Origin of the sequence: Haloarchaeobius baliensis (assembly GCF_052060055.1) — an archaeon.
Lineage (GTDB): Archaea > Halobacteriota > Halobacteria > Halobacteriales > Natrialbaceae > Haloarchaeobius > Haloarchaeobius baliensis.
Window position 1 is genome coordinate 1056212 of the sequence record NZ_JBPPFR010000002.1, and the last position, 23251, is coordinate 1079462.

General features: G+C 68.3%; 20 protein-coding genes and 1 pseudogene. 18 read left to right on the forward strand and 3 right to left on the reverse strand.

Features of this window, described 5'->3' with window-relative positions; genetic code table 11:
* Positions 1 to 9 precede the first annotated feature (9 nt).
* Positions 10 to 1914: a Hef-associated nuclease gene (gene han / locus ACSG06_RS16225; protein WP_440991317.1), complete on the reverse strand. Its 1905-nt coding sequence runs from the start codon at positions 1912 to 1914 to the stop codon at positions 10 to 12.
* A gap of 94 nt (positions 1915 to 2008) precedes the next feature.
* Here han and ACSG06_RS16230 point away from each other — a divergent pair, with 94 nt between their 5' ends.
* The 3 genes from ACSG06_RS16230 to ACSG06_RS16240 are packed head-to-tail and all read left to right on the forward strand — an operon-like array spanning position 2009 to position 4947.
* Positions 2009 to 2512 (forward strand): Mov34/MPN/PAD-1 family protein, encoded by a 504-nt coding sequence (locus ACSG06_RS16230; protein WP_440991318.1) that lies wholly within the window; start codon positions 2009 to 2011, stop codon positions 2510 to 2512.
* Positions 2509 to 2952, forward strand: coding sequence for an FAD synthase family protein (locus ACSG06_RS16235; RefSeq protein ID WP_440991319.1), 444 nt, complete (start codon positions 2509 to 2511; stop codon positions 2950 to 2952). The genes ACSG06_RS16230 and ACSG06_RS16235 overlap by 4 nt, the downstream gene beginning before the upstream one ends.
* A gap of 54 nt (positions 2953 to 3006) precedes the next feature.
* Positions 3007 to 4947: a sensor histidine kinase gene (locus ACSG06_RS16240; RefSeq protein ID WP_440991320.1), complete on the forward strand. Its 1941-nt coding sequence runs from the start codon at positions 3007 to 3009 to the stop codon at positions 4945 to 4947.
* A gap of 42 nt (positions 4948 to 4989) precedes the next feature.
* Here ACSG06_RS16240 and ACSG06_RS16245 read toward each other — a convergent pair whose 3' ends face one another.
* Positions 4990 to 6141: a pyridoxal phosphate-dependent aminotransferase gene (locus ACSG06_RS16245; protein WP_440991321.1), complete on the reverse strand. Its 1152-nt coding sequence runs from the start codon at positions 6139 to 6141 to the stop codon at positions 4990 to 4992.
* Positions 6138 to 6539, reverse strand: coding sequence for a 6,7-dimethyl-8-ribityllumazine synthase (ribH, locus tag ACSG06_RS16250; protein ID WP_440991322.1), 402 nt, complete (start codon positions 6537 to 6539; stop codon positions 6138 to 6140). Before ribH ends, ACSG06_RS16245 begins: the two co-directional genes overlap by 4 nt.
* 183 nt (positions 6540 to 6722) lie before the next feature.
* Here ribH and ACSG06_RS16255 point away from each other — a divergent pair, with 183 nt between their 5' ends.
* The 15 genes and pseudogenes from ACSG06_RS16255 (at position 6723) to ACSG06_RS16325 (ending at position 23250) form a co-directional block, all read left to right on the forward strand.
* Entirely contained in the window at positions 6723 to 8789 is a 2067-nt protein-coding gene (locus ACSG06_RS16255; RefSeq protein ID WP_440991323.1) for a flippase activity-associated protein Agl23, read from the forward strand.
* Between the two features lie 39 nt (positions 8790 to 8828).
* Positions 8829 to 9986, forward strand: coding sequence for a 5-(carboxyamino)imidazole ribonucleotide synthase (locus ACSG06_RS16260; protein ID WP_440991324.1), 1158 nt, complete (start codon positions 8829 to 8831; stop codon positions 9984 to 9986).
* A 34-nt stretch (positions 9987 to 10020) separates the two neighbouring features.
* Complete coding sequence (locus ACSG06_RS16265; RefSeq protein WP_440991325.1) at positions 10021 to 10662, forward strand: AIR carboxylase family protein; 642 nt, start codon at positions 10021 to 10023, stop codon at positions 10660 to 10662.
* Positions 10663 to 10861: 199 nt separating this feature from the next.
* Positions 10862 to 11272, forward strand: coding sequence for an NADH-quinone oxidoreductase subunit A (locus tag ACSG06_RS16270; protein ID WP_440991326.1), 411 nt, complete (start codon positions 10862 to 10864; stop codon positions 11270 to 11272).
* Positions 11269 to 11970 (forward strand): NADH-quinone oxidoreductase subunit B, encoded by a 702-nt coding sequence (locus ACSG06_RS16275; protein ID WP_440991327.1) that lies wholly within the window; start codon positions 11269 to 11271, stop codon positions 11968 to 11970. The genes ACSG06_RS16270 and ACSG06_RS16275 overlap by 4 nt, the downstream gene beginning before the upstream one ends.
* Positions 11967 to 13628, forward strand: coding sequence for an NADH-quinone oxidoreductase subunit D (locus ACSG06_RS16280; protein ID WP_440991328.1), 1662 nt, complete (start codon positions 11967 to 11969; stop codon positions 13626 to 13628). Before ACSG06_RS16275 ends, ACSG06_RS16280 begins: the two co-directional genes overlap by 4 nt.
* Positions 13628 to 14698, forward strand: a complete 1071-nt coding sequence (locus ACSG06_RS16285) for a complex I subunit 1/NuoH family protein (protein WP_440991329.1) — start codon at positions 13628 to 13630, stop codon at positions 14696 to 14698. Before ACSG06_RS16280 ends, ACSG06_RS16285 begins: the two co-directional genes overlap by 1 nt.
* Positions 14695 to 15156, forward strand: coding sequence for a NuoI/complex I 23 kDa subunit family protein (locus ACSG06_RS16290; RefSeq protein ID WP_256299415.1), 462 nt, complete (start codon positions 14695 to 14697; stop codon positions 15154 to 15156). The genes ACSG06_RS16285 and ACSG06_RS16290 overlap by 4 nt, the downstream gene beginning before the upstream one ends.
* A 54-nt stretch (positions 15157 to 15210) precedes the next feature.
* A complete protein-coding gene (locus tag ACSG06_RS16295) occupies positions 15211 to 15480 on the forward strand; it encodes an NADH-quinone oxidoreductase subunit J (protein WP_440991330.1) in 270 nt (89 codons plus the stop codon).
* A pseudogene (locus tag ACSG06_RS16300) lies at positions 15477 to 15608 on the forward strand (proton-conducting membrane transporter); the annotation flags it as partial. The gene ACSG06_RS16295 and the pseudogene ACSG06_RS16300, both read left to right, overlap by 4 nt.
* Positions 15609 to 16094: 486 nt before the next feature.
* Positions 16095 to 16400 carry an NADH-quinone oxidoreductase subunit NuoK gene (gene nuoK, locus ACSG06_RS16305; RefSeq protein ID WP_256299421.1) on the forward strand — a complete coding sequence of 102 codons (306 nt, stop codon included), beginning with the start codon at positions 16095 to 16097 and terminating at the stop codon, positions 16398 to 16400.
* Positions 16401 to 16402: 2 nt separating this feature from the next.
* Positions 16403 to 18481: an NADH-quinone oxidoreductase subunit L gene (nuoL, locus tag ACSG06_RS16310; protein ID WP_440991331.1), complete on the forward strand. Its 2079-nt coding sequence runs from the start codon at positions 16403 to 16405 to the stop codon at positions 18479 to 18481.
* Positions 18481 to 20043 carry a complex I subunit 4 family protein gene (locus ACSG06_RS16315; protein WP_440991444.1) on the forward strand — a complete coding sequence of 521 codons (1563 nt, stop codon included), beginning with the start codon at positions 18481 to 18483 and terminating at the stop codon, positions 20041 to 20043. The genes nuoL and ACSG06_RS16315 overlap by 1 nt, the downstream gene beginning before the upstream one ends.
* Positions 20043 to 21719 carry an NADH-quinone oxidoreductase subunit N gene (locus tag ACSG06_RS16320; RefSeq protein WP_440991332.1) on the forward strand — a complete coding sequence of 559 codons (1677 nt, stop codon included), beginning with the start codon at positions 20043 to 20045 and terminating at the stop codon, positions 21717 to 21719. The genes ACSG06_RS16315 and ACSG06_RS16320 overlap by 1 nt, the downstream gene beginning before the upstream one ends.
* 61 nt (positions 21720 to 21780) lie before the next feature.
* Positions 21781 to 23250 (forward strand): DHH family phosphoesterase, encoded by a 1470-nt coding sequence (locus tag ACSG06_RS16325; protein ID WP_440991333.1) that lies wholly within the window; start codon positions 21781 to 21783, stop codon positions 23248 to 23250.
* Position 23251 lies beyond the last annotated feature (1 nt).

Genomic DNA, 23251 nt, shown 5'->3' on the forward strand with positions numbered 1-23251 from the left:
GGGGTGCAGTTACTCGGTGAGCGGCGAGGCGCTGCTGAGGTCCTCGTCGAGGTTCGCCTCGGCCATCTTCTCGACGAGCGCGTCGATGACCTCCTGCCGTCGCCCCTTCACGAACTTGATGGAGCCGACGACGAGGTGGCCACCGCCGGAGACGCCGCCGCCGACGATCTCCTCGTCGAGCTCGGTGACCATCTGCGGGATGTCGAGGCGGACGCCGTCGGACCGGAGCACGGCGAAGTCGGGGCCGTACCCGATGGTGATGACGGGGTCGCCCGTCTCCTCGACCTTCCGGTCGTGGATCTCGCCCGTGGTCTTGCCCGGCGCGGGGTAGGTGAAGCGGTGGGCGTGGTTCTCCACGTCGATGGTGTAGAGGTGCGCGCCGTTGTCGAGGGACTCGTGTTCGACGTGGGACATCGCGGCGTCGAGCTGGTCGTCCACGGCCTCCTCGGCACGGGTCGAGAGCACGTCGACGAGCTCCCGGTGGCGCGATTCGTCGTCGACGCCGATGTTGAGCACGTCGTCGATGAGGTGGCGGCCGGAGTCGTAGCGGAGCCAGTGGGCGCCGTAGTCCAGCGCCTCGCTGATGTCCTGCAGGTCGTCCTCGTCGTAGCCCTCCGTGGCGGCGAGCTCGAGGTAGTCGTCCATGACCTCGGCCTTCGAGCGGTCGGAGAGGCCGGCGACGGCGGGGACGTGACGCAGGTCGCCGGTGAGGTCCGGGTAGATCATCCGTGCGAGCTCGACGCACATCATGCCCGTCGTGATGCGGTAGTCCTCGTCGTAGAGGTACGGGTTGACGTGGGCGTCGAGCAGCGGGTCGACCGCCTCCGGGTCGGGGTGGTGGTGGTCGAGCGCGACGATGGGGATGTCGTAGTGCGCGAGCGTCTCGTAGGCCGGCACGTCCTCCTCGGTCGAACCGTTGTCGAGCATCAGGACGAGGGGGAGCTTCTGGCCGTGCTTCGCACGGTCCTCGAGCGCGAAGTTGAGGTCGCGCGTGGCGTCCTCCATCTCGTAGAACGGGGCCTTGCTCGGGAGGCGCTTGAACAGGTGGCGCGGGGCGCTGGGGTCCTGGTGGACCTCTGCGATGAAGCCCTCGAGCGCGCGCTGGACCGGAACCGAGGCGCACATCCCGTCGCCGTCGGCGTGGTGACGCACCCGGATGGGCCGTCCCTCGATGACGGTCTCGCGGAGCAGCCGGGCGACCTCGCGGAGGTCGTCGCGGAGTTTCTCGAAGGCGTCCCACTCGACGAGCGGGTCGACCTCGTGGGGCTCGGCCCACTCGGCGGTCGCGGCGTCGATGCGGTCGCGCACCTCGGTCTCCTCGTCGTCCACGAGCTCCGAGAGCGAGCCGACCTCGAGCTGGACCGATTCCTCGCGGGTCTCGACGACGCCGGTCACGCGGACCACGTCGTCGACCTCGATGTCCGGGTAGGCACGGACGCCCGCGGCCTCGAACGCGGCCGCCGGGACGACGCCGTGCTCGTCGCGGACCTGGAAGATGGTCGGGCCACCCGTCTGCTTGATCTGGGTGACGACACCTTCGACGTGAACCTGCTCGCCGAGGTTGGTGTCGAGCGCTGTCGTCGCGGTCGGACGGTAGTCGTGGTCGACGGCCTCGACGCGGTAGTCGTCGATGGCGACGGGCGCGAAGGAGATGTCGCCGTCGTCGCGGACGTTGTCCACCTCGACGACGAGTTCGTCGCCGACGGCGTACGTGCCGTCGAGGGTCGATTCGTGGGCGAGTCCCGAGACAGAGTCGGAGAGGTCGACGAAGATACCGTATTCGACGATGCCGTTGACGGTGGCGAGGTAGGGCGTGTCGGATTCGATGTCCTCGACCGTGCAGTCGGGTGCGAGGTCGTAGACGACCGGCACGTCCCCGTCGCCAGCGTCGTCGCCGACGGAGTCGGTTGTCATGTTGGGCGTGAGTTCGAAACGACCGCGTATAACCCTTGTCAAGACGAGCGCTCCTTTCGGAACGTTTAGCACCGGCGAGGCGTGAGGGGAGGACATGGGACTGTTCGACCGGTTCTTCCAGCGCCAGGGGGTCGTCGGCATCGCCCGCGACACCATCGAGTTCGCGCTGGAGTCCGCCGAGGACACCCATCCCAACGAGTACATGGGGATGCTCCGTGGCACGCCCGCGAAGCACCTCGGGATGGACCAGCGGGGCTACGTCATCACCGACATCCTCGTCATCCCCGGCACCCGGTCGAACCCGGTGAGCGCGACGGTCGACTCGAACATGATTCCGAACGACATGCGCTCGCTCGGGAGCATCCACTCGCATCCGAACGGCGTCCTCCGACCGAGCGACGAGGACCTGGGGACGTTCACCTCGGGCACCGTCCACATCATCATGGGCGCACCGTACGGTCGCAACGACTGGCGGGCGTTCGACCAGCACGGCGAGTACCGCGACCTCCCGGTGCTCGACGTCGACCTCGACGACCACGAGGAGTTCTTCGACTTCACACAGGCAGACATCGATGCGGAACTGCGACGAGACAAATGACTGACACACAGACGACCGTCATCGCACAGGGCACGTTCGACATCCTCCACCCGGGGCACCTCCACTACTTCTCGGAGGCCGCGTCCCTGGGCGACGAGCTCCACGTCATCATCGCCCGGCGAGAGAACGTCACCCACAAGGAGAAACCGATCCTCCCGGACCGCCAGCGGCGCGACATGGTCGCGGCGCTCGAGATGGTCGACGAGGCACACCTCGGCCACACCGAGGACATCTTCGTCCCCATCGAGCGCATCGACCCGGACTGCATCGTCCTCGGTCACGACCAGCACCACGACGAGGCCGCCATCGCCGACGCACTCGCCTCCCGGGGCATCGACTGCGAGGTCCGCCGGGCGAGCGCGAGGGAGCCGAAGTACGAGGGCGAACTCCTCTCGACGGGCCGCATCGTCGACCGCATCCTCGAACGCCGCGGTCGGTGATTCGACCGACGAGACGCCGGTACCATCATTACGGTCGCCCCCGTCTGCCACGGTATGTCATCGGGACGGTCCGACAGCGACCACGAGCCGACGGTCTGCCTGCTCCGGGCCGGCTCGCTCCCCGTCGACCTGACCGAGTCACTCCACGAGCGGGGCTTCACGGTCGAACAGCACGCGCTGGCGGTCGGTTCCGACTCGGGATCGGAGGCGGGACGCTGCTTCGCACGCCTGGCGACGGGGGCAGAGCCCCCGGCGGCCATCGTCCTCGTCACGAACGACCCGTCGGTGCTCGAGGACGCCCAGCTCGGAGCGTTCGACCCGGTGGTCGTGGCGACGAGCGACCGGCAGGTCGAACGGGCGGTCCACACCGGCACGTACCCGGTCTCGGGCGTCTGCCGGGTCACCGACGACTCCGCTGCGGCGACGCTGGCGTGGGTCGTTGACTCGGCCATCGAGGTCCACGAGTTCGAGGTCCAGACCGAACGACTGCGAGTCGACACCGCGCTCGTCCGCGACGTGAACACGGGTATCGTACGGGCGACATCGCGCGGGGAGGTCGAGTCGACCGTCTGCGACCGGTTGGTCGGCACCAGGTACACGCTCGCCTGGATCGCGTCGACCCACGAGGACCCGGTCGAGGTGCGCGCCATCGCCGGACGGACAGGGTCGACCACCGACGCCAGTTCGTTGGCGGAGAGCGTCGACGGTGAGGGGCCGCTCGCGGCGGCGCTCGCGACACACAAGATACAGGTCGCGTGGGACGAACCGCTCGCCGAGCGATACCGTCCCGACGGCGTCGACGGACCGTTCGGGGTCGCAGTCGCACCACTGGTCTACGAGGACCGCTGTTTCGGCGCACTGGTCGTCCACTCCGAGACGCGGGAGGGGATAGACGAGCAGGCGCAGGCCCTGCTCACCGACGTCGCCGAGAACGCGGCCCACGCCATCCAGGCGGCGCGTGACCGGGAGACGGTCCGTCTGAGCCGGAACCGGCTGGAGGCCATCACTGGCGCGATCCCCGACCTCGTCATCGTCTACGACGAGGACGCGCGCTACGAGGAGGTCCTGACCAACGAGCCGGTGCTCGGACTCGAGAACCCCAACGTCCTCCTCGGGCGGACGGCCCACGAGATCCTTCCCCACGAGGCTGCAGACAGCGTCCTCGGAGCGGTCCGGGACACCATCGAGACCGGCGAGGGCCAGACCATCGAGTACACGGTGCCGTTCGAGGGCGACACGTTCGTCTGGGAGGCGAGGACGACCCTCCTCGAACGCGCCGCCGACGGCGCGGGTCGGGTCGTCTTCCTCGCCAGGGACGTGACCGAACGCCACGAGTACCAGGCCGAGCTCGAGGCGAAGAACGAGCGCCTCGACGAGTTCGCCAGCTTCGTCAGTCACGACCTGCGCAACCCGCTGAACGTCGCGCAGGCGACGCTCGAGATGGTCGAGGCGGCGGACGAGGACTCCGGGACGTACCTCGCCGAGGCGCGTCTGGCGCTGGACCGGATGACGGACCTCATCGAGGACGTGCTGGCGCTCGCTCGACAGGGGGCCGTCGTCGAGGACCCGACACGGACGGCCCTGGAACCGGTCGTCCATCGGGCCTGGGCCTCGGTCGATTCCGGCGACGCGAAGCTCGACGTCGGGCCGGACCTCGGGCGGGTGCTCGCGGACCCCGACCGGCTCCAGCAGCTGTTCGAGAACCTCTTCCGCAACTCGGTGGAGCACGGCTCCCCCGGGGACGGCCCGGTGACCGTCCACGTATCACGGACGCCCACGGGGTTCCGGGTCGTCGACGACGGCCCCGGCATCCCGCCCGAGAACCGCGAGCAGGTGCTGGAGCACGGGTTCACGACGCACGACTCGGGAACCGGGTTCGGGCTCGCGATCGTCGACCGCATCGTCTCCGCCCACGGGTGGACGGTCGCGGTCGTCGACCCGCCGGAGCCCGACCTGGGTGCCTGCTTCGAGATCGCCGGCGTCGAGTTCGTCTGAGCAGTCGCTGGTCGGCGACGACGGACGGGAGAAGGGGCGGCGTCAGATGTAGCCGTGCTCGGCGAGCCGCTCGACGCCCTCGCGGAGCCGCTCCTCGCTGGCCGCATAGGAGAGCCGTGCGTAGCCCGGCGTCCCGAACGCGCTGCCCGGGACCGTGGCGACGTGGGCCTCGTCGATGGCACCCTGACACCAGGCGGAGTCGTCGTCGTCCACCGGGAGCATCATGTAGAACGCGCCCTCCGGCGTCGCGACGTCGACACCGTGCTCGGCGAACAGGTCGACGAGCATGTCGCGGCGGGCCTCGAACGCCTCGGTCATCTCCGCGACGGCCTCGTCGCAGTTCGTGATGGCCTCGACGCCCGCGTGCTGGACGAAGTTCACCGCCGAGGAGACGGAGTGGCTGTGGATCTTGCCTGCCTGGGAGATCAGCTCGTCGGGCGCGGCGAAGTAGCCGAGCCGCCAGCCCGTCATCGAGTACGCCTTCGAGAAGCCGTTGACGGTGATGGTCCGGTCTGCCATCCCGTCGAGCGTGCCCAGGGAGATGGGCTCGGCGTCGCCGTAGGTGATCTCCTTGTAGATCTCGTCGGAGATGACGAGGAAGTCGTGTTCGACGGCGAGGTCGCGCACGCCCTCCAGGGCCGCGCGGGAGTACACCGCACCGTGGGGGTTGCCCGGCGAGTTGACGACGAGGAGCTCGGTGTCGTCCGAGACCGCCTCGGCGAGGTCGTCGAGCGCCGGCTCGAGCGCGAAGTCGTGCTTCGCGGTGTCGACGCGGGTGAGCGAGCCACCCGAGAGCTTCACCATCGCCTCGTAGGACACCCATGCGGGGTCGAGCAGGGCGACCTCGTCGCCGTCGTCGATGAGGGCGTTGATGATCTCGTACAGCGCCTGCTTCCCGCCGGGCGTGACGATGACCTGCCCGGGGTCGTACTCCAGCCCGTCGTCGGCCAGCTTCTCGGCGATGGCCGCCTTCAGCTCCGGGATGCCGTTCGACGGCGCGTAGCCGGTGTGACCGGCGTCCATCGCGTCCTTCGCGGCCTGCACGACGTTCTCCGGGGTGGGGAAGTCGGGTTCGCCGACGCTCAGGTCCACCACGTCGACGCCCTCGGCCTCCAGCGCGGAGGCGGCGTCGGAGATGGCCAGCGTCGCGGACGGTTCGACTCTCGTGACTCTCTCGGCGAAATCCATACTCATAGTCGTTCTACCAGTTTGACAGCACCCTCGACGGCCTTCGCGGCGTTCTCGACGCGCTCTCTGGCCTCGGCACCGCTCATGCCGGGGCCGGTGACGCCGAGCGTGACCGGCGTGTCGCGGTCGAGGCTCACGTCGGTGAGCTTCTGGGCGGTCGCGTGCCCGATGACCTGATCGTGGTCCGTATCGCCGGTGACGATGGCACCGAGCACCGCGACGGCGTCGACGTCGTCCCGACGGGCCAGCCGGTCCGCGACCAGCGGGGAGTCGTACACTCCCGGGACGTGGACGGTCTCGACGACCGTCACGTCCGCCTCTGCCGCCGCGTCTCGCGCGACCGACTCCATCTCCTCGGTGACCGAGGCGTTGAACTCCGCGACCACCAGTCCGAGCGAGGTCATGCGAGAGTCGTCGGAACCGTCCGTCAAAGGTCTACCGTTATGGACAATGCGGGGCGGTAGCGAGGGGCTTGAAGGGGTTCGGGGCTGGGTCCTCGGTGCAGCCGATTCAGCGAGCACCAACACACAAGCGAGCCGACACAGGAACGGAAAGCGTATGCCGGAGGGGTGGCCAGTTCGACAGCAATGGCAGACGCGGCGGCAGCCTCGGCGGAGGACGACGACGCCGACCCCGGATTCGATTCCGGGGCGGGGTCCGAGTCGACCGACCGGCCCCTTCTCGGGGCCGTCGCCGCACTTTCGCTGGGTGCGCTCGCGCTCCGTCTCCTCGACCTGGGGGCACGAACCGCGCACTGGGACGAGGGTCGCCACGGCTACGCCGTACTGCGGTACGGGGCGACCGGTGTCTGGGAGTACCGGCCCATCCTCCACGGGCCGCTGCTCGCGCACGCGAACGAACTTCTCTTCGGGCTGCTCGGACCGAGCGATGCGGTCGCTCGACTGCTCCCGGCGCTGGTCGGGGGGTTGCTCCCGCTGTCGGCGTGGCTGTTCCGGGAGCGACTGCGGCGCTCGGAGGTCGTCGCGCTCGCGGCGCTGCTCGCCGTGAACCCGGCGCTGCTCTACTACTCCCGGTTCGCCCGGTCGGACCTGCTCGTGGCGGCGTTCGCGTTCGTCACGGTCGGGCTGCTCGTCCGGCTGCTGGACACGCGCCAGCCCGGCTATCTGTACGCCGCGAGCGTCGCCTTCGCCCTCGCGGTCGCGTCCAAGGAGAACGCGCTGGTCTACCTCGCCTGCTGGCTGGGGGCCGGGGCGCTGCTGGTCGACCACCGGCTGTTCTGGAAGCGCTGGACGCTCGTCGGCGACGGGGACAGCCGGCTCGCCGCGCCGGGGTGGCTCCGCGAGCGCGTCGACGAGGCTGTTGTGCTGTTCGCCGTGCTCAATCCGCTCGTCGTGGCGCTGGTCCCCGGTGTCGGTCGGGTCGTCGCCATCGTGCTGCTGCTCGTCTCGCTCCGGTGTGCGCTCTGGGTCGTCCCGAACGACGGAGAGGCGTTCCCGGCCATCGTCGGGTTCGGGGTCGCCGCCGTCTCGGTGCTCGTCTTCGTCGGTGACGCGATCGTCGCCACGTACGCCGTCGCGTGGCTCGTCGCCGCCGCCTACGTCCTCGGCGTGCTGCTCCGTGGTTCCGAGGCGGGCCGGACGCTCGGTCTGTGGCGCGGCCCGGTGGTGCTCGCCGGCGCCGTGTTCACCCTCGTCGTCGCAGCGCTGTACCTGCCACGGGGTGCCGAGCTCGGGGCGCTCGCCGGCGACCCGCTGCTGCTCGCCGACCTCGTGGAGGCGGCACTGTTCGGGAGCTGGACCGCAGCCAGCGACCTCTGGTTCGGGTCGGTCCAGGACCAGTCCATCCTTCCGTACACCATCTTCTTCGTGCGGACACTGCTCGCCGGCGCGGCCGTGACCTGCATCTTCGGCGTCGCGGGCTTCCTGCTCGACCGCTACCGCGACGCCGGTGCGCGCGATCTCGTCGCCTTCTGTGGCTACTGGGGGCTCGCGAGCGTCGTCGTCTACCCCGTCGTCATGTACGGGACGGGTCCCTGGCACGCGGTCCACGTCGCCGTCCCGCTCGCCGTGCCCGCGGCGGTCGCGCTCTCGCTGGTGTACCGCTGGGGTCGGGACGCCGTGACGGACCGTCGCGCCGTCTCGGTCGCGCTCGCGGTTCTCGTCCTGTCCGGTGCAGTGGGGACCGCTGTGGGCGTGGCCGTCACGACCTCCTACCACGCGCCGGCGTCACCGGACAACGGCCTCGCACAGACGGGCCAGCCCGGCACCAAGTTCGACACGGCACTTGCCCACGTCTCCGCCGCCACGGCCGGCCACGACGGCGGTCCGGACGTGCTCTACTACGGCGCCTACTTCGCGATGGACGACGAGTCCGCCGCCGACAGCCTCCCGGTGACCGACGAGTACGGCTGGCGGAACGACACCTACCGGCAGCTCGCCCGGAACGAGGCGTGGTACAACCGGCTGCCCCTCCCCTGGTACTTCGAACAGCAGGGCCTGGTGACGGCCAGCGCCCGGAACGCGACCGCGCTCCGCGCCGCGCTCGAGTCGCCCCCGCCGGTCGTCGTGACCCGGGCCACCCACCGCGACACCGTCGCCCGCGAGCTCGGCGGCGGCTACGAGCAGTACGAGCTGCAGCTCACGGTGAACGGGACGGATACCGTCATCTTCGTCAACGCGTCGACCGGCCGATAGAGCAAGCGTTAAGCGGACTCCTTCGGAATCCCCGACCACATGCCCGCGAGCCTACCAGGCCCGACGGTCGGCGTGGTCGGCGGCGGCCAGCTCGGACGCATGCTCGGGGAGGCGGCGGCCCCCCTGGGCATCGAACTGGTCGTCCTCGACCCGACGCCGGACGCACCGGCGGCGCAGGTCGCGACGGACCAGCTCGTCGCCGACTTCGACGACACGGACGCCATCCGCGACCTCGCCGAACGATCCGACTTCCTCACCTTCGAGATCGAGCTCGCCGACCAGGAGAGCCTCGCCGAGATCAGTGCGGAGACCGGTGTCCCCTGCCACCCGGACCCGGCGACGCTCGCACTCATCCACGACAAGCTCCACCAGAAGGAGGCGCTCGCCGACGCCGGGGTTCCGGTGCCGCCGTTCCGGCAGGTCGACGACGGCGAGGAGCTGCGCGAGGCGCTGCACGAGCTCGGCACGCCCGCGATGCTGAAGGCCCGAACGGGCGGCTACGACGGCCGCGGCAACGTCCCCGTCGAGTCCGTCGACGACGCCGCGGACGCGATGGACGCCATCGGCGGGCCCGCGATGGTCGAGGCGTTCGTCGACTACGAGCGCGAGATCTCCGTCGTCGCCGCACAGGGCGACGGCGAGGTCGCGACGTTCCCCGTCGGCGAGAACATCCACGAGGCGGAGATCCTCCGCGAGATGGTCGTCCCGTCGCGCTCGTCCGAAGCGGTCCTCGAGGAGGCGGAGCAGGTCGGTCGCGACGTGCTCGAACTGCTCGACGGGCGCGGCGTGTACGCCATCGAGCTGTTCGAGACGACGGACGGGCGCATCCTCGTCAACGAGATCGCCCCGCGACCGCACAACTCCGGGCACTGGTCTATCGAGGGCGCACTCACCTCGCAGTTCGAGCAGCATCTCCGCGCGGTCGTCGGCTGGCCCCTCGGGGCGACCGGCCTGCGCGCGCCGACGGTGACGAAGAACCTGCTCGCCGATGGCGAGGAGTCGCGTCCCGCGCAGGTCGACGGCGTCGACGACGTGCTCGCGACGCCCGGCGCGAACCTGCACTGGTACGGCAAGCGCGAGGCCCGCCCGCTCCGGAAGATGGGCCACGTCACGCAGGTCGCGACCGGCGACGACGAATCGCGGGCGGAGCTACTCGCGAGCGCCCGCTCGCTCGTCGAGGGGCTGCGCTTCGACTGACCGGCTTCGACCGACACCCGACCACCACACAACCATGACCGACGAACTCGACGACCTCATCGACGACCTGCACGCGGAGGCACAGCGCGACCGACCCGACGCGGACACCCCGGACGTGGGCATCGTCATGGGCTCGGACTCCGACCTCGACGTGATGATGGGCTCCGAGACCGGCCGCGGCGGTGCCTACGACGCGCTCGTGGACGAGCTCGGCTTCGCCGAGGTCACCGACTACGACGACCCGCCCGAGGAACGGTTCACGTTCGAGACGTACGTCGTCTCCGCCCACCGCACGCCGGAGCTGATGTACGCCTACGCCGAGACGGCGGAGGACCGCGGTATCGACGTCATCATCGCCGGCGCGGGCGGGAAGTCGGCGGACCTGCCGAACATGACCGCGTCCATCGCGTACCCGGTGCCGGTCGTCGGCGTTCCCGTGCAGGAGAAAAGCGTCGACTCGGTCATCGGGATGCCACAGGGCGCGCCGCTGACCGCCGTCGACGCCGGGAAGTCGTTCAACGCCGCGCTGTCGGCGGCACAGATCCTCGCTCGGGAACACGACGAGCTCCGGGACCGGCTCGTCGACTACCACGAGGGGCTGAAGGGCGACGTGGCGCGGGTCTCGCGGGACCTCCACGAGCTCGGCACGCCCGGGTTCAAGGAGCGACGGGGCTGACCACGACACCGCCCGCCCCCGGTTTTGTTCGTTTTCCAGTATCTCCGGCCGGCTCCTACGGGGATTCGTTTAAAAACTCCCGCACCCACTCGGCCGTCTACGTTTCCCGGACTGGAACGGGGGAGAACCCCCGGAAATCGCAAGAATCAACCCTTATATGGGTGCGCTTCAAAGCCCCGGATGTTACGGAGAATACGGCATGAATCCATGGATAGCCATTGGGGCGCTCGCGCTCGTCGGCGTGCTGATTCCGGTCGGCATGATGTCGGTCTCGGCACTGCTCAGGCCGAGCGTTCCTGAAGACAGCAAGCGCGCCACCTACGAGAGTGGTGAGGTCCCGACAGGCGGGACCCGCATCCGGTTCAACATCCAGTACTACATGGTCGCACTGCTGTTCGTCATCTTCGACATCGAGACCGTCCTCATCTTCCCGTGGACGGTCATCTACGGCTCTGCACTCGAAGGTGGGACAGCACTCGGCCCCGTACTGGTCCCGATGCTGGTGTTCATCACCGTGCTCGTCGCGGGTCTGGCATGGGCCTGGCACAACGGCGCGGTGAAGTGGGCCAAGAGCGCGCGCTCGGAATCGCAGGTACAGGCAAAACGATGAGTAGCGACAACCCTATCGACGGCGGGAGTACAGACATGCTGACAGACACACGCGACGCCCGCATGGGCGAGGGCCTGGACGACCGCTTCAACTCGCGGCTCCGTGAGGCGTTCGGCTCGTCCCCGTTCATCCTCACCAAGTTCGACAAGTTCATGAACTGGGTGCGCGGGTCGTCGATGTTCATGCTGCAGTTCGGTATCGCGTGCTGCAGCATCGAGATGATCCACACGTACGCGATCAAGCACGACCTCGACCGCTTCGGGGCGGGCATCCCGCGTGCGTCGCCGCGACAGGCAGACGTCATCATCGTGCCGGGGACCATCGTCTCCAAGTTCGCCCCGCGCATGAAGCGCGTCTACGACCAGATGCCCGAGCCGAAGTTCGTCGTGGGCATGGGTTCGTGTACCATCTCCGGCGGCCCGTTCCAGGAGGGGTACAACGTCATCAAGGGTGCCGAGGAGGTCATCCCGGTGGACATCCACGTCCCCGGCTGTCCGCCCCGCCCCGAGGCGCTGGTGTACGGCGTCGCGAAGCTGCAGGAGCGCATCGCCAACGGCGAGTCCTCGCCCGTCGTGGTCAAGCCGTACGAGCTCGAGCAGTTCGGCGACATGCCCAAGGACGAGGTCGTCGAGAAGCTCGCCGACCAGATCGACGAGGACACCCTCGCGATGCGGTACAACTGGGCTGATTCGCCATGAGCGTCGAGGAGACCCCGGAGATCGAGGCCGGCGTGACCGTCGAGGACGAGGTGCTCGAGGCGCTCGGCGACACCGTCCAGGACACCGAGGAACACCTCAACGCCGACGCCTCCGTCGTCGTCCGGCCGGACCAGGTGCAGGACGCACTGTTCGCGCTGCGCGACGACATGGGCTACGACCACCTCTCGTGTGTCACCGCCCAGGAGTACGAGGACCGGTACGAGTCCATCTACCACATGAAGAAGTACGACGACCCGACCCAGGAGGTCAGCGTCGTCGTGCCCGCTTCGAAGGACGAACCCATCAGCCAGACCGCGGAGCCGGTGTTCCGGACCGCCGACTGGCACGAGCGCGAGGCGTACGACCTCGTCGGCATCAACTACGAGGGCCACCCGGACCCGCGGCGCATCCTGCTGCCGGAGACCTGGCAGGGCCACCCGCTCGGCCACGACTACGACCAGGACAGCCCGCAGATCGTCACGCTCGGCGAGTGGGACAACCCGCTCCGTGACGACCACATGGACAGCGAGGCGGACACGATGTTCCTCAACATCGGTCCGCACCACCCGGCGACCCACGGCGTGCTGCACGTCAAGACGGTGCTGGACGGCGAGACCGTCGCCGACGTCGACCCGGACATCGGCTACCTCCACCGCTGCGAGGAGCAGATGTGCCAGAACGGCACCTACCGGCACCAGATCATGCCGTACCCGGACCGCTGGGACTACGTCTCCGCCGGCATCCTCAACGAGTGGGCGTACGCCCGCGCCGCGGAGGACCTCGCCGACATCGAGGTCCCGGAGTACGCGCAGGTCATCCGGACGATGTCCGCCGAGCTGTGCCGCATCGCCGCGCACATGCTCGCGCTCGGGACGTTCGCGCTGGACGTCTTCGGCGACTTCACGGCCATCTTCCAGTACTCGTTCCGCGACCGCGAGGTCATCCAGAACATCCTGGAGGACCTCACCGGCCAGCGGATGATGTTCAACTACTTCCGCCTCGGCGGGGTGGCCTGGGACCTGCCCGAGCCCCGCGAGGAGTTCTTCGAGAAGACGCGGGACTTCCTCGAGGAGCTGCCGGCGAAGCTGGAGGAGTACCACGACCTCATCACCGGCAACGAGATCTTCCAGCTCCGGTGTGTCAACACCGGCGTCCTCGAGCCCGAGGTCGCCAAGAGCTACGGCGCGACCGGACCGGTCGCCCGTGGCTCCGGCATCGACTTCGACCTGCGGCGCGACGACCCCTACGGCTACTACGACGAGCTCGACTGGGACGTCGTCACCGAGGACGGCTGCGACAACTTCTCGCGCGTCCTCGTTCGGATGCAGGAGGTCGAGGAGTCCGCCAAGATCATCGAGCAGTGTGTCGACCTGCTCGAGGAGTGGCCCGAGGACGACCGGACCATCCAGTCCAACGTCCCCCGGACCCTCAAGCCCGACGCGGACACCGAGACCTACCGCGCCGTCGAGGCCGCGAAGGGCGAACTCGGCATCTACATCCGCTCGGACGGCACGGACAAGCCCGGGCGCTTCAAGATCCGGAGCCCGTGCTTCTCGAACCTGCAGACGCTGGGTGAGATGTCCGAGGGTGAGTACATCCCGGACCTCATCGCCTCGCTCGGCAGCCTCGACATCGTGCTCGGAGAGGTGGACCGCTGATGGCGACGGAACAGATGCTCCCGGAGACACTCCGGACGCTCATCGGCCTGCCCGACTCGGTGCTCGGGCAGGCGATCGCGGCGTTCATCGCCGCGTTCCTCGTCGGCAACGTGATGCTCGCCTACACCGGCGTCGCTGGCCCGTGGGCGAAGCGGAAGATCACCGCCGCGTTCACGGACCGTATCGCGGTCGACCGCATCGGGCCGTTCGGCCTGCTCATCATCGTGGCCGACGCGGTCCGGCTCCTGGCGAAGGAGCTCATCATCCCCGAGAACGCCGACCGCCCGGCGTACGACCTCGCACCGGTCGTCGTCGCGGGCTCGGCGATGCTCGGCTTCGCGGTCATCCCGATGGGCGGACTCGGCCCGCTCAACATCCAGCTCGCGGACCCCGAGTCGGGGCTGGTCTACGTGTTCGCGGTGGCCTCCATCGCGACGCTCGGCCTGACGATGGCCGGCTACGCGTCGGCGAACAAGTACTCGATGCTCGGCGCGCTGCGCGCGATCGCACAGAACGTCGCGTACGAGATCCCGCTGGTTCTCACTGGAGCGTCCGTCGTGCTGTTCACGCAGTCGCTCCAGATGAGCGAGATCGTCGCCGTGCAGCAGGAGACGCTGGTGACCATCGCCGGCTTCTCCATCCCGTCGTGGTTCGCGTTCGTGAACCCGTTCGCGTTCGCGCTGTTCATGATCGCGAACCTCGCGGAGGTCGGCCGTAACCCGTTCGACATCCCGGAGGCCCCGACCGAGATCGTCGCAGGCTACCAGACCGAGTACTCCTCGGTCTACTTCGTCCTGATCTACCTGGGCGAGTTCCTGCACATCTTCCTCGGCGGCGCCATCGTGGCGACGCTGTTCCTGGGCGGCCCCGCCGGCCCGGGTCCGGAGTCCATCGGCTTCCTCTGGTTCACGGCGAAGATCTGGGGCGTGTTCCTCTTTACCCAGTGGGCACGCTCTGCGGTGCCGCGCGTTCGCATCGACCAGCTCATCGAGATCGGCTGGAAGGGGATGCTCGTGCTCTCCTTCGCGAACCTGCTGCTGACCGCACTCCTCGTCGGGGTGATTGCATGATCGGCATACTCAAATCCATGGCGACCACGATGAAGCACGCGCTGGACGGTGAGACCTTCACCGTCGAGTACCCGGAGACACCGCCCGAGGTGTCGCCGCGGTTCCGCGGTATCCACAAGTTCAGCCAGGAGCGGTGCATCTGGTGCCGCCAGTGCGAGAACGTGTGTCCGAACGACACCATCCACATCGTGACCGACGCACAGCGCAACGGCGAGGAGTACAACCTCCACATCGGGCAGTGCATCTACTGCCGGCTCTGTGAGGAGGTCTGTCCGGTGGACGCCATCCTGCTCACGCAGAACTTCGAGTTCACCGGCGACACGAAGGACGACCTCGTCTACAACAAGGAACAGCTCAAGAGCGTACCCTGGTACAAGGACATCGACCCCCTCGAGTCCCGCGAGCCCGACCGTGGCGCGTGGATCGGCGAGGGCGACGGCGAGGTCGATTACCAGTAGACGGCCGCGGCCGTCTCGAAATCTTCAACACACAGCGATAGGAGAACCCAAACAATGGCACTCGCAGAACTCGTCGCCTTCGCGCTCTTCGCCATCGTCACGGTGGCAAGTAGCGTCGGCGTCGTCCTCATGGAGGACGTGTGGCACTCCGCACTCCTTCTGGGCGTCGCGCTACTCAGCGTCGCGGTCCACTACGTGATGCAGCAGGCCGAGTTCCTCGCCGCGATGCAGATTCTGGTCTACGTCGGCGGGGTACTCATCCTGATCACGTTCGCCGTGATGCTGGTTCGCGAAGACGACAGTACGGAGGTGGTAGAGGCATGACAACACGCCCGAAGCTAAAGCTCGGTGGCCATCTGGCCCCGGGTCTCGTCGCGGTCGCCCTGTTCGTCATCATGGCGGTCGTGTTCGTCGGGGCACCGCTCGGTGACCCCGTCGGGTTCGACGAGGCGACGGCGATCCAGAACGAGACGCTGCAGTCCGAGTCGCCGAGCGGCGACTACGGTACCGTCAGCGCCGGCGGACAGACGTACGCCGTCGCGTACAACGCGAGCGACGGTTCGGAGGCGGCGAACGTCTCCGTCGCGAACGACCCCGGCGTCGGGGTCGACTTCAAGGAGGTCGATACGAACGGTGACGGGCAGTCCGACACCGTCTACGCGATCTCCCGGACGACCATCACCGAGAACATCGGCTACCTGATGTTCGGCATCGACAGCGACCAGCGCTCGGCGCCCGGCGAGACGTTCCTCGTCGCGTTCGAGATCATCGACCTCGTGCTCGTCGGCGCACTGGTCGGTGCGGTCGTCCTCGCCCGCCGCGACGAAGGCGGCGAGGTCGTCACCGCGCTCGGTCTGCGCGACGTCGACGAGCCGTCCGGCACCGGTGCCGGGCAGGTCGCCGCCGACGGCGGCACGGAAGACGGAGGTGACCACTGAATGGCAGTCGATACGACCTACTATCTCATCCTCTCGGCGGCGGTGTTCTGTACCGGGCTGTTCGGCATCCTGACCCGGCGGAACGCACTGATGTTCCTGATGTCGGTCGAGCTGATGCTCAACGCCGCGAACATCAACCTGGTCGCGTTCAGCCAGTACTACGGCAACCTCACCGGGCAGGTGTTCGCGCTGTTCACGATGGCGCTCGCCGCCGCGGAGGTCGCCGTCGGTATCGGCATCATCCTCGTCCTGTATCGCAACTTCGAAGACGTCGACGTGGCTGAAGCCGCAACGATGAGGTGGTAACGATGGCAGGAGAACTCGCATTCGAACTCGCGCCCGCTATCGTGGCGCTCCCGTTCGCGTCGTTCCTCGTCGCGCTCGCCCTCGGCGACTACATGCCGAAGAAGGGCGCCTCGGCGGGCATCGCCGCGACGGCCGGCTCGCTCGTGCTCTCGCTGTTCGCGCTCGTGACGGTCGCCGGCGGGAGTACGTACCAGCAGGACCTGTTCACGTGGTCCGGGGCCGAGGAGGTACCGCTGCACTTCGGTATCTTCATCGACCCGCTGTCGGCGCTGATGCTCGTCATCGTCTCGCTCATCGCCATGCTCGTCCACGTCTTCAGCCTCGGCTACATGAACGACGAGGGCGAGACCGGACTGCCCCGCTACTACTCCGAACTCGGGCTGTTCACGTTCTCGATGCTCGCGTTCGTCATGGCGGACAACCTGCTGATGGCGTTCATGTTCTTCGAGCTGGTCGGGCTCTGCTCGTACCTGCTCATCGGCTTCTGGTTCCGTCAGGACGGCCCGCCGTCGGCCGCGAAGAAGGCGTTCCTCGTCACCCGCTTCGGTGACTACTTCTTCCTCATCGGCGTCGTCGGCGTCGTCGCGACGTTCGGGACGGCCCGCTTCGTCAGCACAGAGAGCCAGACGGCGTTCCCCATCCTCGCGGAGGAGGCGCTCGCCGGTAGCGCGGCCGAGGTGACGACGTTCCTCGGGTTCGGTCCCGAGGCCTGGTTCAGCGTGCTCGGCCTGCTCGTCCTCGGCGGCGTCATCGGCAAGTCCGCGCAGTTCCCGCTGCACACGTGGCTGCCCGACGCGATGGAGGGTCCGACGCCCGTCTCCGCGCTCATCCACGCAGCGACGATGGTCGCAGCCGGTGTGTACCTCGTCGCCCGGATGTACGGCTTCTACGCGCTGCTCCCGACTGTGCTCGCGATCATCGCGCTCACGGGTGGGTTCACCGCGCTCTTCGCGGCGACGATGGGCGTCGTCAAGCGTGAGATCAAGCAGGTGCTCGCGTACTCCACCATCTCCCAGTACGGCTATATGATGCTCGCGCTGGGTGGCGGTGGCTACGTCGCAGCGACCTTCCACCTCATGACCCACGCCTTCTTCAAGGCGCTGCTGTTCCTCGGTGCCGGGTCGGTCATCATCGCGATGCACCACAACGAGGACATGTGGGACATGGGTGGCCTGAAGGACAAGATGCCCGTGACCTACTACACGTTCCTCGCGGGCTCGCTCGCGCTGGCGGGCATCTTCCCGTTCGCGGGCTTCTGGTCGAAGGACGAGGTCCTCTACGAGGTGCTCGTCCACGGCCTCGGCAGTGCCGGGACGACCGGTACCATGCTCCTCGCCGCGTACGCGATGGGGCTGCTCGCGGTGCTGTTCACCGGCTTCTACACGTTCCGGATGGTGTTCCTCACCTTCCACGGCGAGGCACGCACCGAGACCGCCCGCGACCCGGAGCCGGTCCGCTGGAACGTCAAGGGCCCGCTCGCGGTGCTCGGCGGGCTGGCGACCGTCGCTGGCGTCGTCAACATGGTCCCCGTCGAGAAGGTGCTGGGGATCAAGGGCATCGACTACCTCCACCAGTTCCTCGACTCCGAGTCCGAGCTGGTGGCGAACCTGACCGCACACCACTACGGTGAGGTGCTCCACGACAGCGCCGGCTACACCGCCGACGCGACCGCCTTCGGCAGCGAGTCGGTGACCGTGCTCATCTCGGCTGGCCTCTCGCTCGGCCTGGCCGTCGCTGGCGTCGGGCTGGCGTACGCGCTGTACGGTCGTGACCCCACGCCCGAGGAGCACACCGACAAGCTCGGCGGTCTCAAGACGCTCTGGTACAACAACTACTACCAGGACGAGTACCAGGTCTGGCTGGCCTCGGGGCTGACGCTGCCCCTCGCGAAGGTCGCCGACCGGTTCGACCAGGGCATCATCGACGGCGTAGTCAACGGCGTCGGTCGCACGAGTCTCACCGGTGGCTCGTACGTCAAGCGGATCCAGACCGGTATCGTCACCAACTACGCCGCGCTGCTCGCGCTGGGCCTCGTCGCCCTGCTGCTCATCGTCGGCGTCACAGGAGGGTGGTTCGCATGATGAACGGAACGATAGAGGCACTCATCGCAGTCACACTGGTCGGATCGCTCGTCGTCATGGCTGGCTCCGACCGCTACGCGGCGAAGCTGGCGACGGCCTGGAGCCTGATTCCCCTCGTCGGGAGTCTGGGCATGTGGGCCACGTACGACGCAACAGGCAACGCGCTGCTCGGCGGCGAGACCGCGTTCACGAGCCGGGAGACCTGGCTCGCACTCGGTCCGCTGCCGGACATCGAGTGGTTCGTCGGCCTCGACGGCATCAGCATGCCGCTCGTCGTGCTGACGACAGTACTCGTCACGCTCGCCCTCGTGAGCGCGTGGACGCCCATCGACGAGCGTCAGTCGCAGTTCTACGGCCTCATCCTGTTCCTCGAGGCCGGGCTGCTCGGCGTCTTCTCGGCGCTCGACTTCTTCGTCTGGTTCGTCTTCTGGGAGGCCGTCCTGGTCCCGATGTACTTCCTCATCGGTGTCTGGGGTGGCCCGCGCCGGAAGTACGCGGCCATCAAGATGTTCGTCTACACGAACGTCGCCTCGCTGGTGATGTTCGTCGGCTACACCGCGCTCGTCTTCGGGCTCGGTGACGCCGTCTCGACGTTCGCGCTGCCGGAGACAACGCAGGCCCTCGTCGTCGAGAACGTCCAGCCCGACGAGCTGGCGTTCGTCGGCGGCGAGACGCTGAAGGTCGCCGCGTTCGCGGCCCTGTTCGCCGGCTTCGCGGTGAAGGTCCCGGTCGTCCCGGTCCACACCTGGCTGCCGGACGCCCACGTCGAGGCACCGACGCCCGTGTCGGTGCTCCTGGCCGGCGTCCTGCTGAAGATGGGGACCTACGCGCTGCTGCGGTTCAACTTCACGATGCTGCCGGACGTGGCCCGGGCGAACATGCCCATCATCGCCGCGTTCGCCGTCATCTCCATCATCTACGGCGCGATGCTCGCGCTGGCACAGACGGACCTCAAACGCATCGTCGCGTACTCCTCCGTCTCCTCGATGGGATACGTCATCCTCGGACTCGCCGCCTACACGCTGTACGGCGTCGGCGGCGCGACGTTCCAGATGATCTCCCACGGCCTCATCTCGGGGCTGATGTTCATGGCGGTCGGGGTCATCTACAACACGACCCACACGCGCATGGTGACCGACATGTCCGGCATGGCGTCGAAGATGCCGTACACGGTCGGTATCCTCATCGCCGGCGCGTTCGGCTACATGGGCCTCCCGCTCATGTCCGGCTTCGCCGCCGAGTTCTACGTGTTCCTGGGGGCGTTCCAGGCCGGCGCGTTCGACATCCCGAACTACAACCTGCTGCCGGCGTTCACCGCGGTGGCGATGTTCGGTATCGTCATCGTCGCCGGCTACCTGCTCTTTGCGATGCAGCGCACGCTGTTCGGCGAGTTCAGTCTCGAGACCGACTACGAGGTCGGTCGCGCACCGCTGCACGACATCGCACCGCTCGCGGTGCTGCTCGTGCTGATCATCGTGCTCGGCTCGCAGCCGGACATCTTCTTCGAGATGATCCGTGAGGCGAGTGGACCGGTCGCGGACCTCGTCGGAGGTGGTGCCTGATGGCGGACACGACCTGGCTCACGCTGGCCCCGGCGTTCCTGCTCGGGCTGACTGGCCTGCTCGTGCTCTACGTCGACAGCATCGGCCCCTCGACGAAGGGGCCCATCGCCGTGCTGTCGCTGCTCGGTTCGCTCGGTGTGGCCGGCGTCGCAATCGCCCTGCCCGACGCGCTCGGGCTCGGGCCCGCCGGCTGGTCGTTCGTCAGCTTCACGCTGCTCGCGATGTTCGCGCTCGCGCTGTTCGTCGAGCCCGGCTCCGAGAACCGCCGGCTCATCGCGGGGCTGGCGACTGCCGGCGCGGTCGGTGCGCTCGGCATCGCCGCCGCGTACCTGTTCACCTTCGAGGGTGAGCCCGTCAACCCGTTCGGCGACGCGCTCGTCGTCGACGGGATGAGCCTGCTCTTCGCGGTCATCGTCGCCAGCGTCACGGCGATGGTGACCCTCGCGAGCTACAACTACCTCGCCGGGCACAGCTATCAGGCGGAGTACTACGCGCTGGTGCTGCTCGCGGCGACCGGCATGACGCTGATGGCGTCGGCGAACTCGCTCGTGACGGTGTTCGTCGCGCTCGAACTCGCGTCGCTGCCGTCGTACGCGCTCGTCGCGTTCCTGAAGAAGAACAAGGGCAGCGTCGAGGCGGGGCTGAAGTACTTCCTCGTCGGCGCGCTGTCCAGCGCTATCTTCGCCTACGGTGTCAGTCTGGTGTACGCCGCGACCGGCTCGCTCCAGCTGACCGCCGTCCAGAACGCCATCACCGGCGACTTCACCGGTCTGCTCGGCATGGGCGTCGTGATGGTCGTCGGCGGCATCGCGTTCAAGACCGCCTCCGTCCCGTTCCACTTCTGGGCGCCGGAGGCCTACGAGGGCGCGCCCGCACCGATCAGCGCGTTCCTCTCGTCGGCGTCGAAGGCGGCCGGCTTCGTCATCGCCTTCCGCGTGTTCACCGAGGCGTTCCTGCGCGTCGGTGGGAGCGAGTTCATCGTCCTCGGTGCGGACTGGGTGCTCGTCTTCCAGATCCTCGCGGTCGTCACGATGACGCTCGGCAACCTCGCCGCCGTGACCCAGGACAAGGTCAAGCGGATGCTCGCGTACTCCTCCGTGGGGCACGCAGGCTACGTCCTGATGTCGCTGGCCGCGCTCTCCGGTGGCGGTGCGTCCGCCACCGCGAAGATCGAGGCCGGACAGTTCGTGCTCGCCGGCGGGATGATGCACCTGTTCGTCTACGGGTTCATGAACACCGGGGCGTTCCTGTTCATCGCGCTGGCGGAGTACTGGGACGTCGGCCGCACGTTCGAGGACTTCACCGGCCTCGGTCGGCAGGCACCGGTCGCCTCCGTGGCGATGACGGTGTTCATGTTCTCGCTGGCCGGGCTGCCGCCGTTCGGTGGCTTCCTCAGCAAGTACCTGCTGTTCGGTGCGGCCGTCAACAGCGGGTTCGTCTGGCTGGCCGCCGTGGCCATCGTCAACAGCGCCGTGAGCCTCTACTACTACTCGAAGCTCGTCAAGGCGCTCTGGTTCGACGAGCGCCCCGACGAGAAGCCGCCGCTCGAGATCTCGAGCCGGCCGGTCGGGCTGTACGCCGCCGTCATCTTCGCGGCGGTCGTCACGACCGCGATGTACGGCGTGTTCGGCCCGGTGTCGGACGCAGCCGTCGAGGCCGCCGCGGCACTGCTGTAGGCCGACCGCGGTTCTCCTTCGTGTCGATACGTTTTAGCCCGCTGAGTAGAACCACCGGAGTATGGTAACCCGGCTCTTCCTCGGTTGCGGGGCCGTCGGCCAGCGGCTGCTGGAGGCCACCGAGGGCTGGTCCGGGACGACGCGAGCCATCTGTTCCACCGAGAGCCGTGTCGAGACCCTCCGCGAGGAGGGTGTGGACGCGACCACCGGTGACCCGGTCGAGCCGGCGACGCTGGCTGCTCTCGACGACGCGGACGTGGTCGTGGTCGCGAGCGACGACGGCGACAGGAACCAGCGCGTCGCTGCGGCCGCGCGTCGTCGCTTCCCCGACGCGTTCATCCTCGCGTACGCCGGCGACGGCGGAGATATCGACGAGCTCCGGTCGGTCGTCGACCGTGTCGTCGACCCGACCGCCGTGGTTGCGTCGCGAGCCACCGAGCAGATCTCCGGCGACGCGGCAGAGGATTCGCTCCTGCTCCGGCAGGTGCTCACCGACATCGACGGCACGCTGGCGGTCGTGATGCACGACAACCCGGATCCGGACGCCATCGCGAGCGCCGTCGCCATGTGTCGGCTGGCCGAGACCACGGGGACCCGCGCCGAGGCCTGCTACTACGGCGAGATCTCCCATCAGGAGAACCGCGCGATGGTGAACCTCCTCGACCTCGACCTCCGCACGCTCGGCCCCGAGGACGACCTCGGGGAGTTCGGTGGGTTCGCGCTGGTCGACCACGCCCGGCCGAGCGTGAACGACCAGCTCCCCGAGGAGCTCCACGTCGACATCGTCGTCGACCACCATCCCCCACGTGGCCCGGTTCAGGGACGGTACCAGGACCTCCGGACGGACGTGGGCTCGACGAGCACGCTGTTGACCGACCACTTCGCCCGGCTGGGCGTTCCGCTCGACGAGTCAATCGCGACGGCACTGCTGTACGGCATCCAGGTCGACACCAAGGAGTTCAGGCGGGAGGCCTCGCGGCTGGACTTCGAGGCCGCCGCCCGGCTGCTCCCGTACGTCGACGAGGCGGTGCTCGACCGCATCGAGTCGCCGAGCGTCGACGGCGAGACCCTCGACACGCTCGCCAGGGCCATCGAGAACCGCGAGGTGCGGGGGTCAGTGCTCGTCACCGGCGTCGGCTCGCTCTCGGACCGCGACGCGCTCCCGCAGGCCGCGGACAAGCTGCTGACGATGGACGGCATCACCTGTACGCTGGTGTACGGCTTCATCGACGGCACGGCGTACCTCTCGGCCCGCGCCCGCGGCACCGAGCTGGACCTCGGGGAGACGCTCCGGGCTGCGTTCGACCAGATCGGCAGCGCCGGCGGGCACGCGGACATGGCGGGCGCGCAGATCCCCGTGACACAGGCGTTCGGCGAGTTCGAGGACGAGGGCGAACGCGACGCGGCCATCCGCGACGTCATCACCGACCGGTTCTTCGATGCGTGGTACGAACGGCCGCGCAAGAGCGGTGTCGTGCGCGAGCCGCGGCCGCGGGGTATCCCGCTCGACGGGGACGAGCGGACCGACTGAG

Excerpts from the sequence above, each read along its gene's own strand:
- han (WP_440991317.1), bottom strand. The coding sequence starts at position 1,914 with ATGACAACCGACTCCGTCGGCGACGACGCTGGCGACGGGGACGTGCCG.
- ACSG06_RS16230 (WP_440991318.1), top strand. The coding sequence starts at position 2,009 with ATGGGACTGTTCGACCGGTTCTTCCAGCGCCAGGGGGTCGTCGGCATC.
- ACSG06_RS16235 (WP_440991319.1), top strand. The coding sequence starts at position 2,509 with ATGACTGACACACAGACGACCGTCATCGCACAGGGCACGTTCGACATC.
- ACSG06_RS16240 (WP_440991320.1), top strand. The coding sequence starts at position 3,007 with ATGTCATCGGGACGGTCCGACAGCGACCACGAGCCGACGGTCTGCCTG.
- ACSG06_RS16245 (WP_440991321.1), bottom strand. The coding sequence starts at position 6,141 with ATGAGTATGGATTTCGCCGAGAGAGTCACGAGAGTCGAACCGTCCGCG.
- ribH (WP_440991322.1), bottom strand. The coding sequence starts at position 6,539 with ATGACCTCGCTCGGACTGGTGGTCGCGGAGTTCAACGCCTCGGTCACC.
- ACSG06_RS16255 (WP_440991323.1), top strand. The coding sequence starts at position 6,723 with ATGGCAGACGCGGCGGCAGCCTCGGCGGAGGACGACGACGCCGACCCC.
- ACSG06_RS16260 (WP_440991324.1), top strand. The coding sequence starts at position 8,829 with ATGCCCGCGAGCCTACCAGGCCCGACGGTCGGCGTGGTCGGCGGCGGC.
- ACSG06_RS16265 (WP_440991325.1), top strand. The coding sequence starts at position 10,021 with ATGACCGACGAACTCGACGACCTCATCGACGACCTGCACGCGGAGGCA.
- ACSG06_RS16270 (WP_440991326.1), top strand. The coding sequence starts at position 10,862 with ATGAATCCATGGATAGCCATTGGGGCGCTCGCGCTCGTCGGCGTGCTG.
- ACSG06_RS16275 (WP_440991327.1), top strand. The coding sequence starts at position 11,269 with ATGAGTAGCGACAACCCTATCGACGGCGGGAGTACAGACATGCTGACA.
- ACSG06_RS16280 (WP_440991328.1), top strand. The coding sequence starts at position 11,967 with ATGAGCGTCGAGGAGACCCCGGAGATCGAGGCCGGCGTGACCGTCGAG.
- ACSG06_RS16285 (WP_440991329.1), top strand. The coding sequence starts at position 13,628 with ATGGCGACGGAACAGATGCTCCCGGAGACACTCCGGACGCTCATCGGC.
- ACSG06_RS16290 (WP_256299415.1), top strand. The coding sequence starts at position 14,695 with ATGATCGGCATACTCAAATCCATGGCGACCACGATGAAGCACGCGCTG.
- ACSG06_RS16295 (WP_440991330.1), top strand. The coding sequence starts at position 15,211 with ATGGCACTCGCAGAACTCGTCGCCTTCGCGCTCTTCGCCATCGTCACG.
- nuoK (WP_256299421.1), top strand. The coding sequence starts at position 16,095 with ATGGCAGTCGATACGACCTACTATCTCATCCTCTCGGCGGCGGTGTTC.
- nuoL (WP_440991331.1), top strand. The coding sequence starts at position 16,403 with ATGGCAGGAGAACTCGCATTCGAACTCGCGCCCGCTATCGTGGCGCTC.
- ACSG06_RS16315 (WP_440991444.1), top strand. The coding sequence starts at position 18,481 with ATGAACGGAACGATAGAGGCACTCATCGCAGTCACACTGGTCGGATCG.
- ACSG06_RS16320 (WP_440991332.1), top strand. The coding sequence starts at position 20,043 with ATGGCGGACACGACCTGGCTCACGCTGGCCCCGGCGTTCCTGCTCGGG.
- ACSG06_RS16325 (WP_440991333.1), top strand. The coding sequence starts at position 21,781 with ATGGTAACCCGGCTCTTCCTCGGTTGCGGGGCCGTCGGCCAGCGGCTG.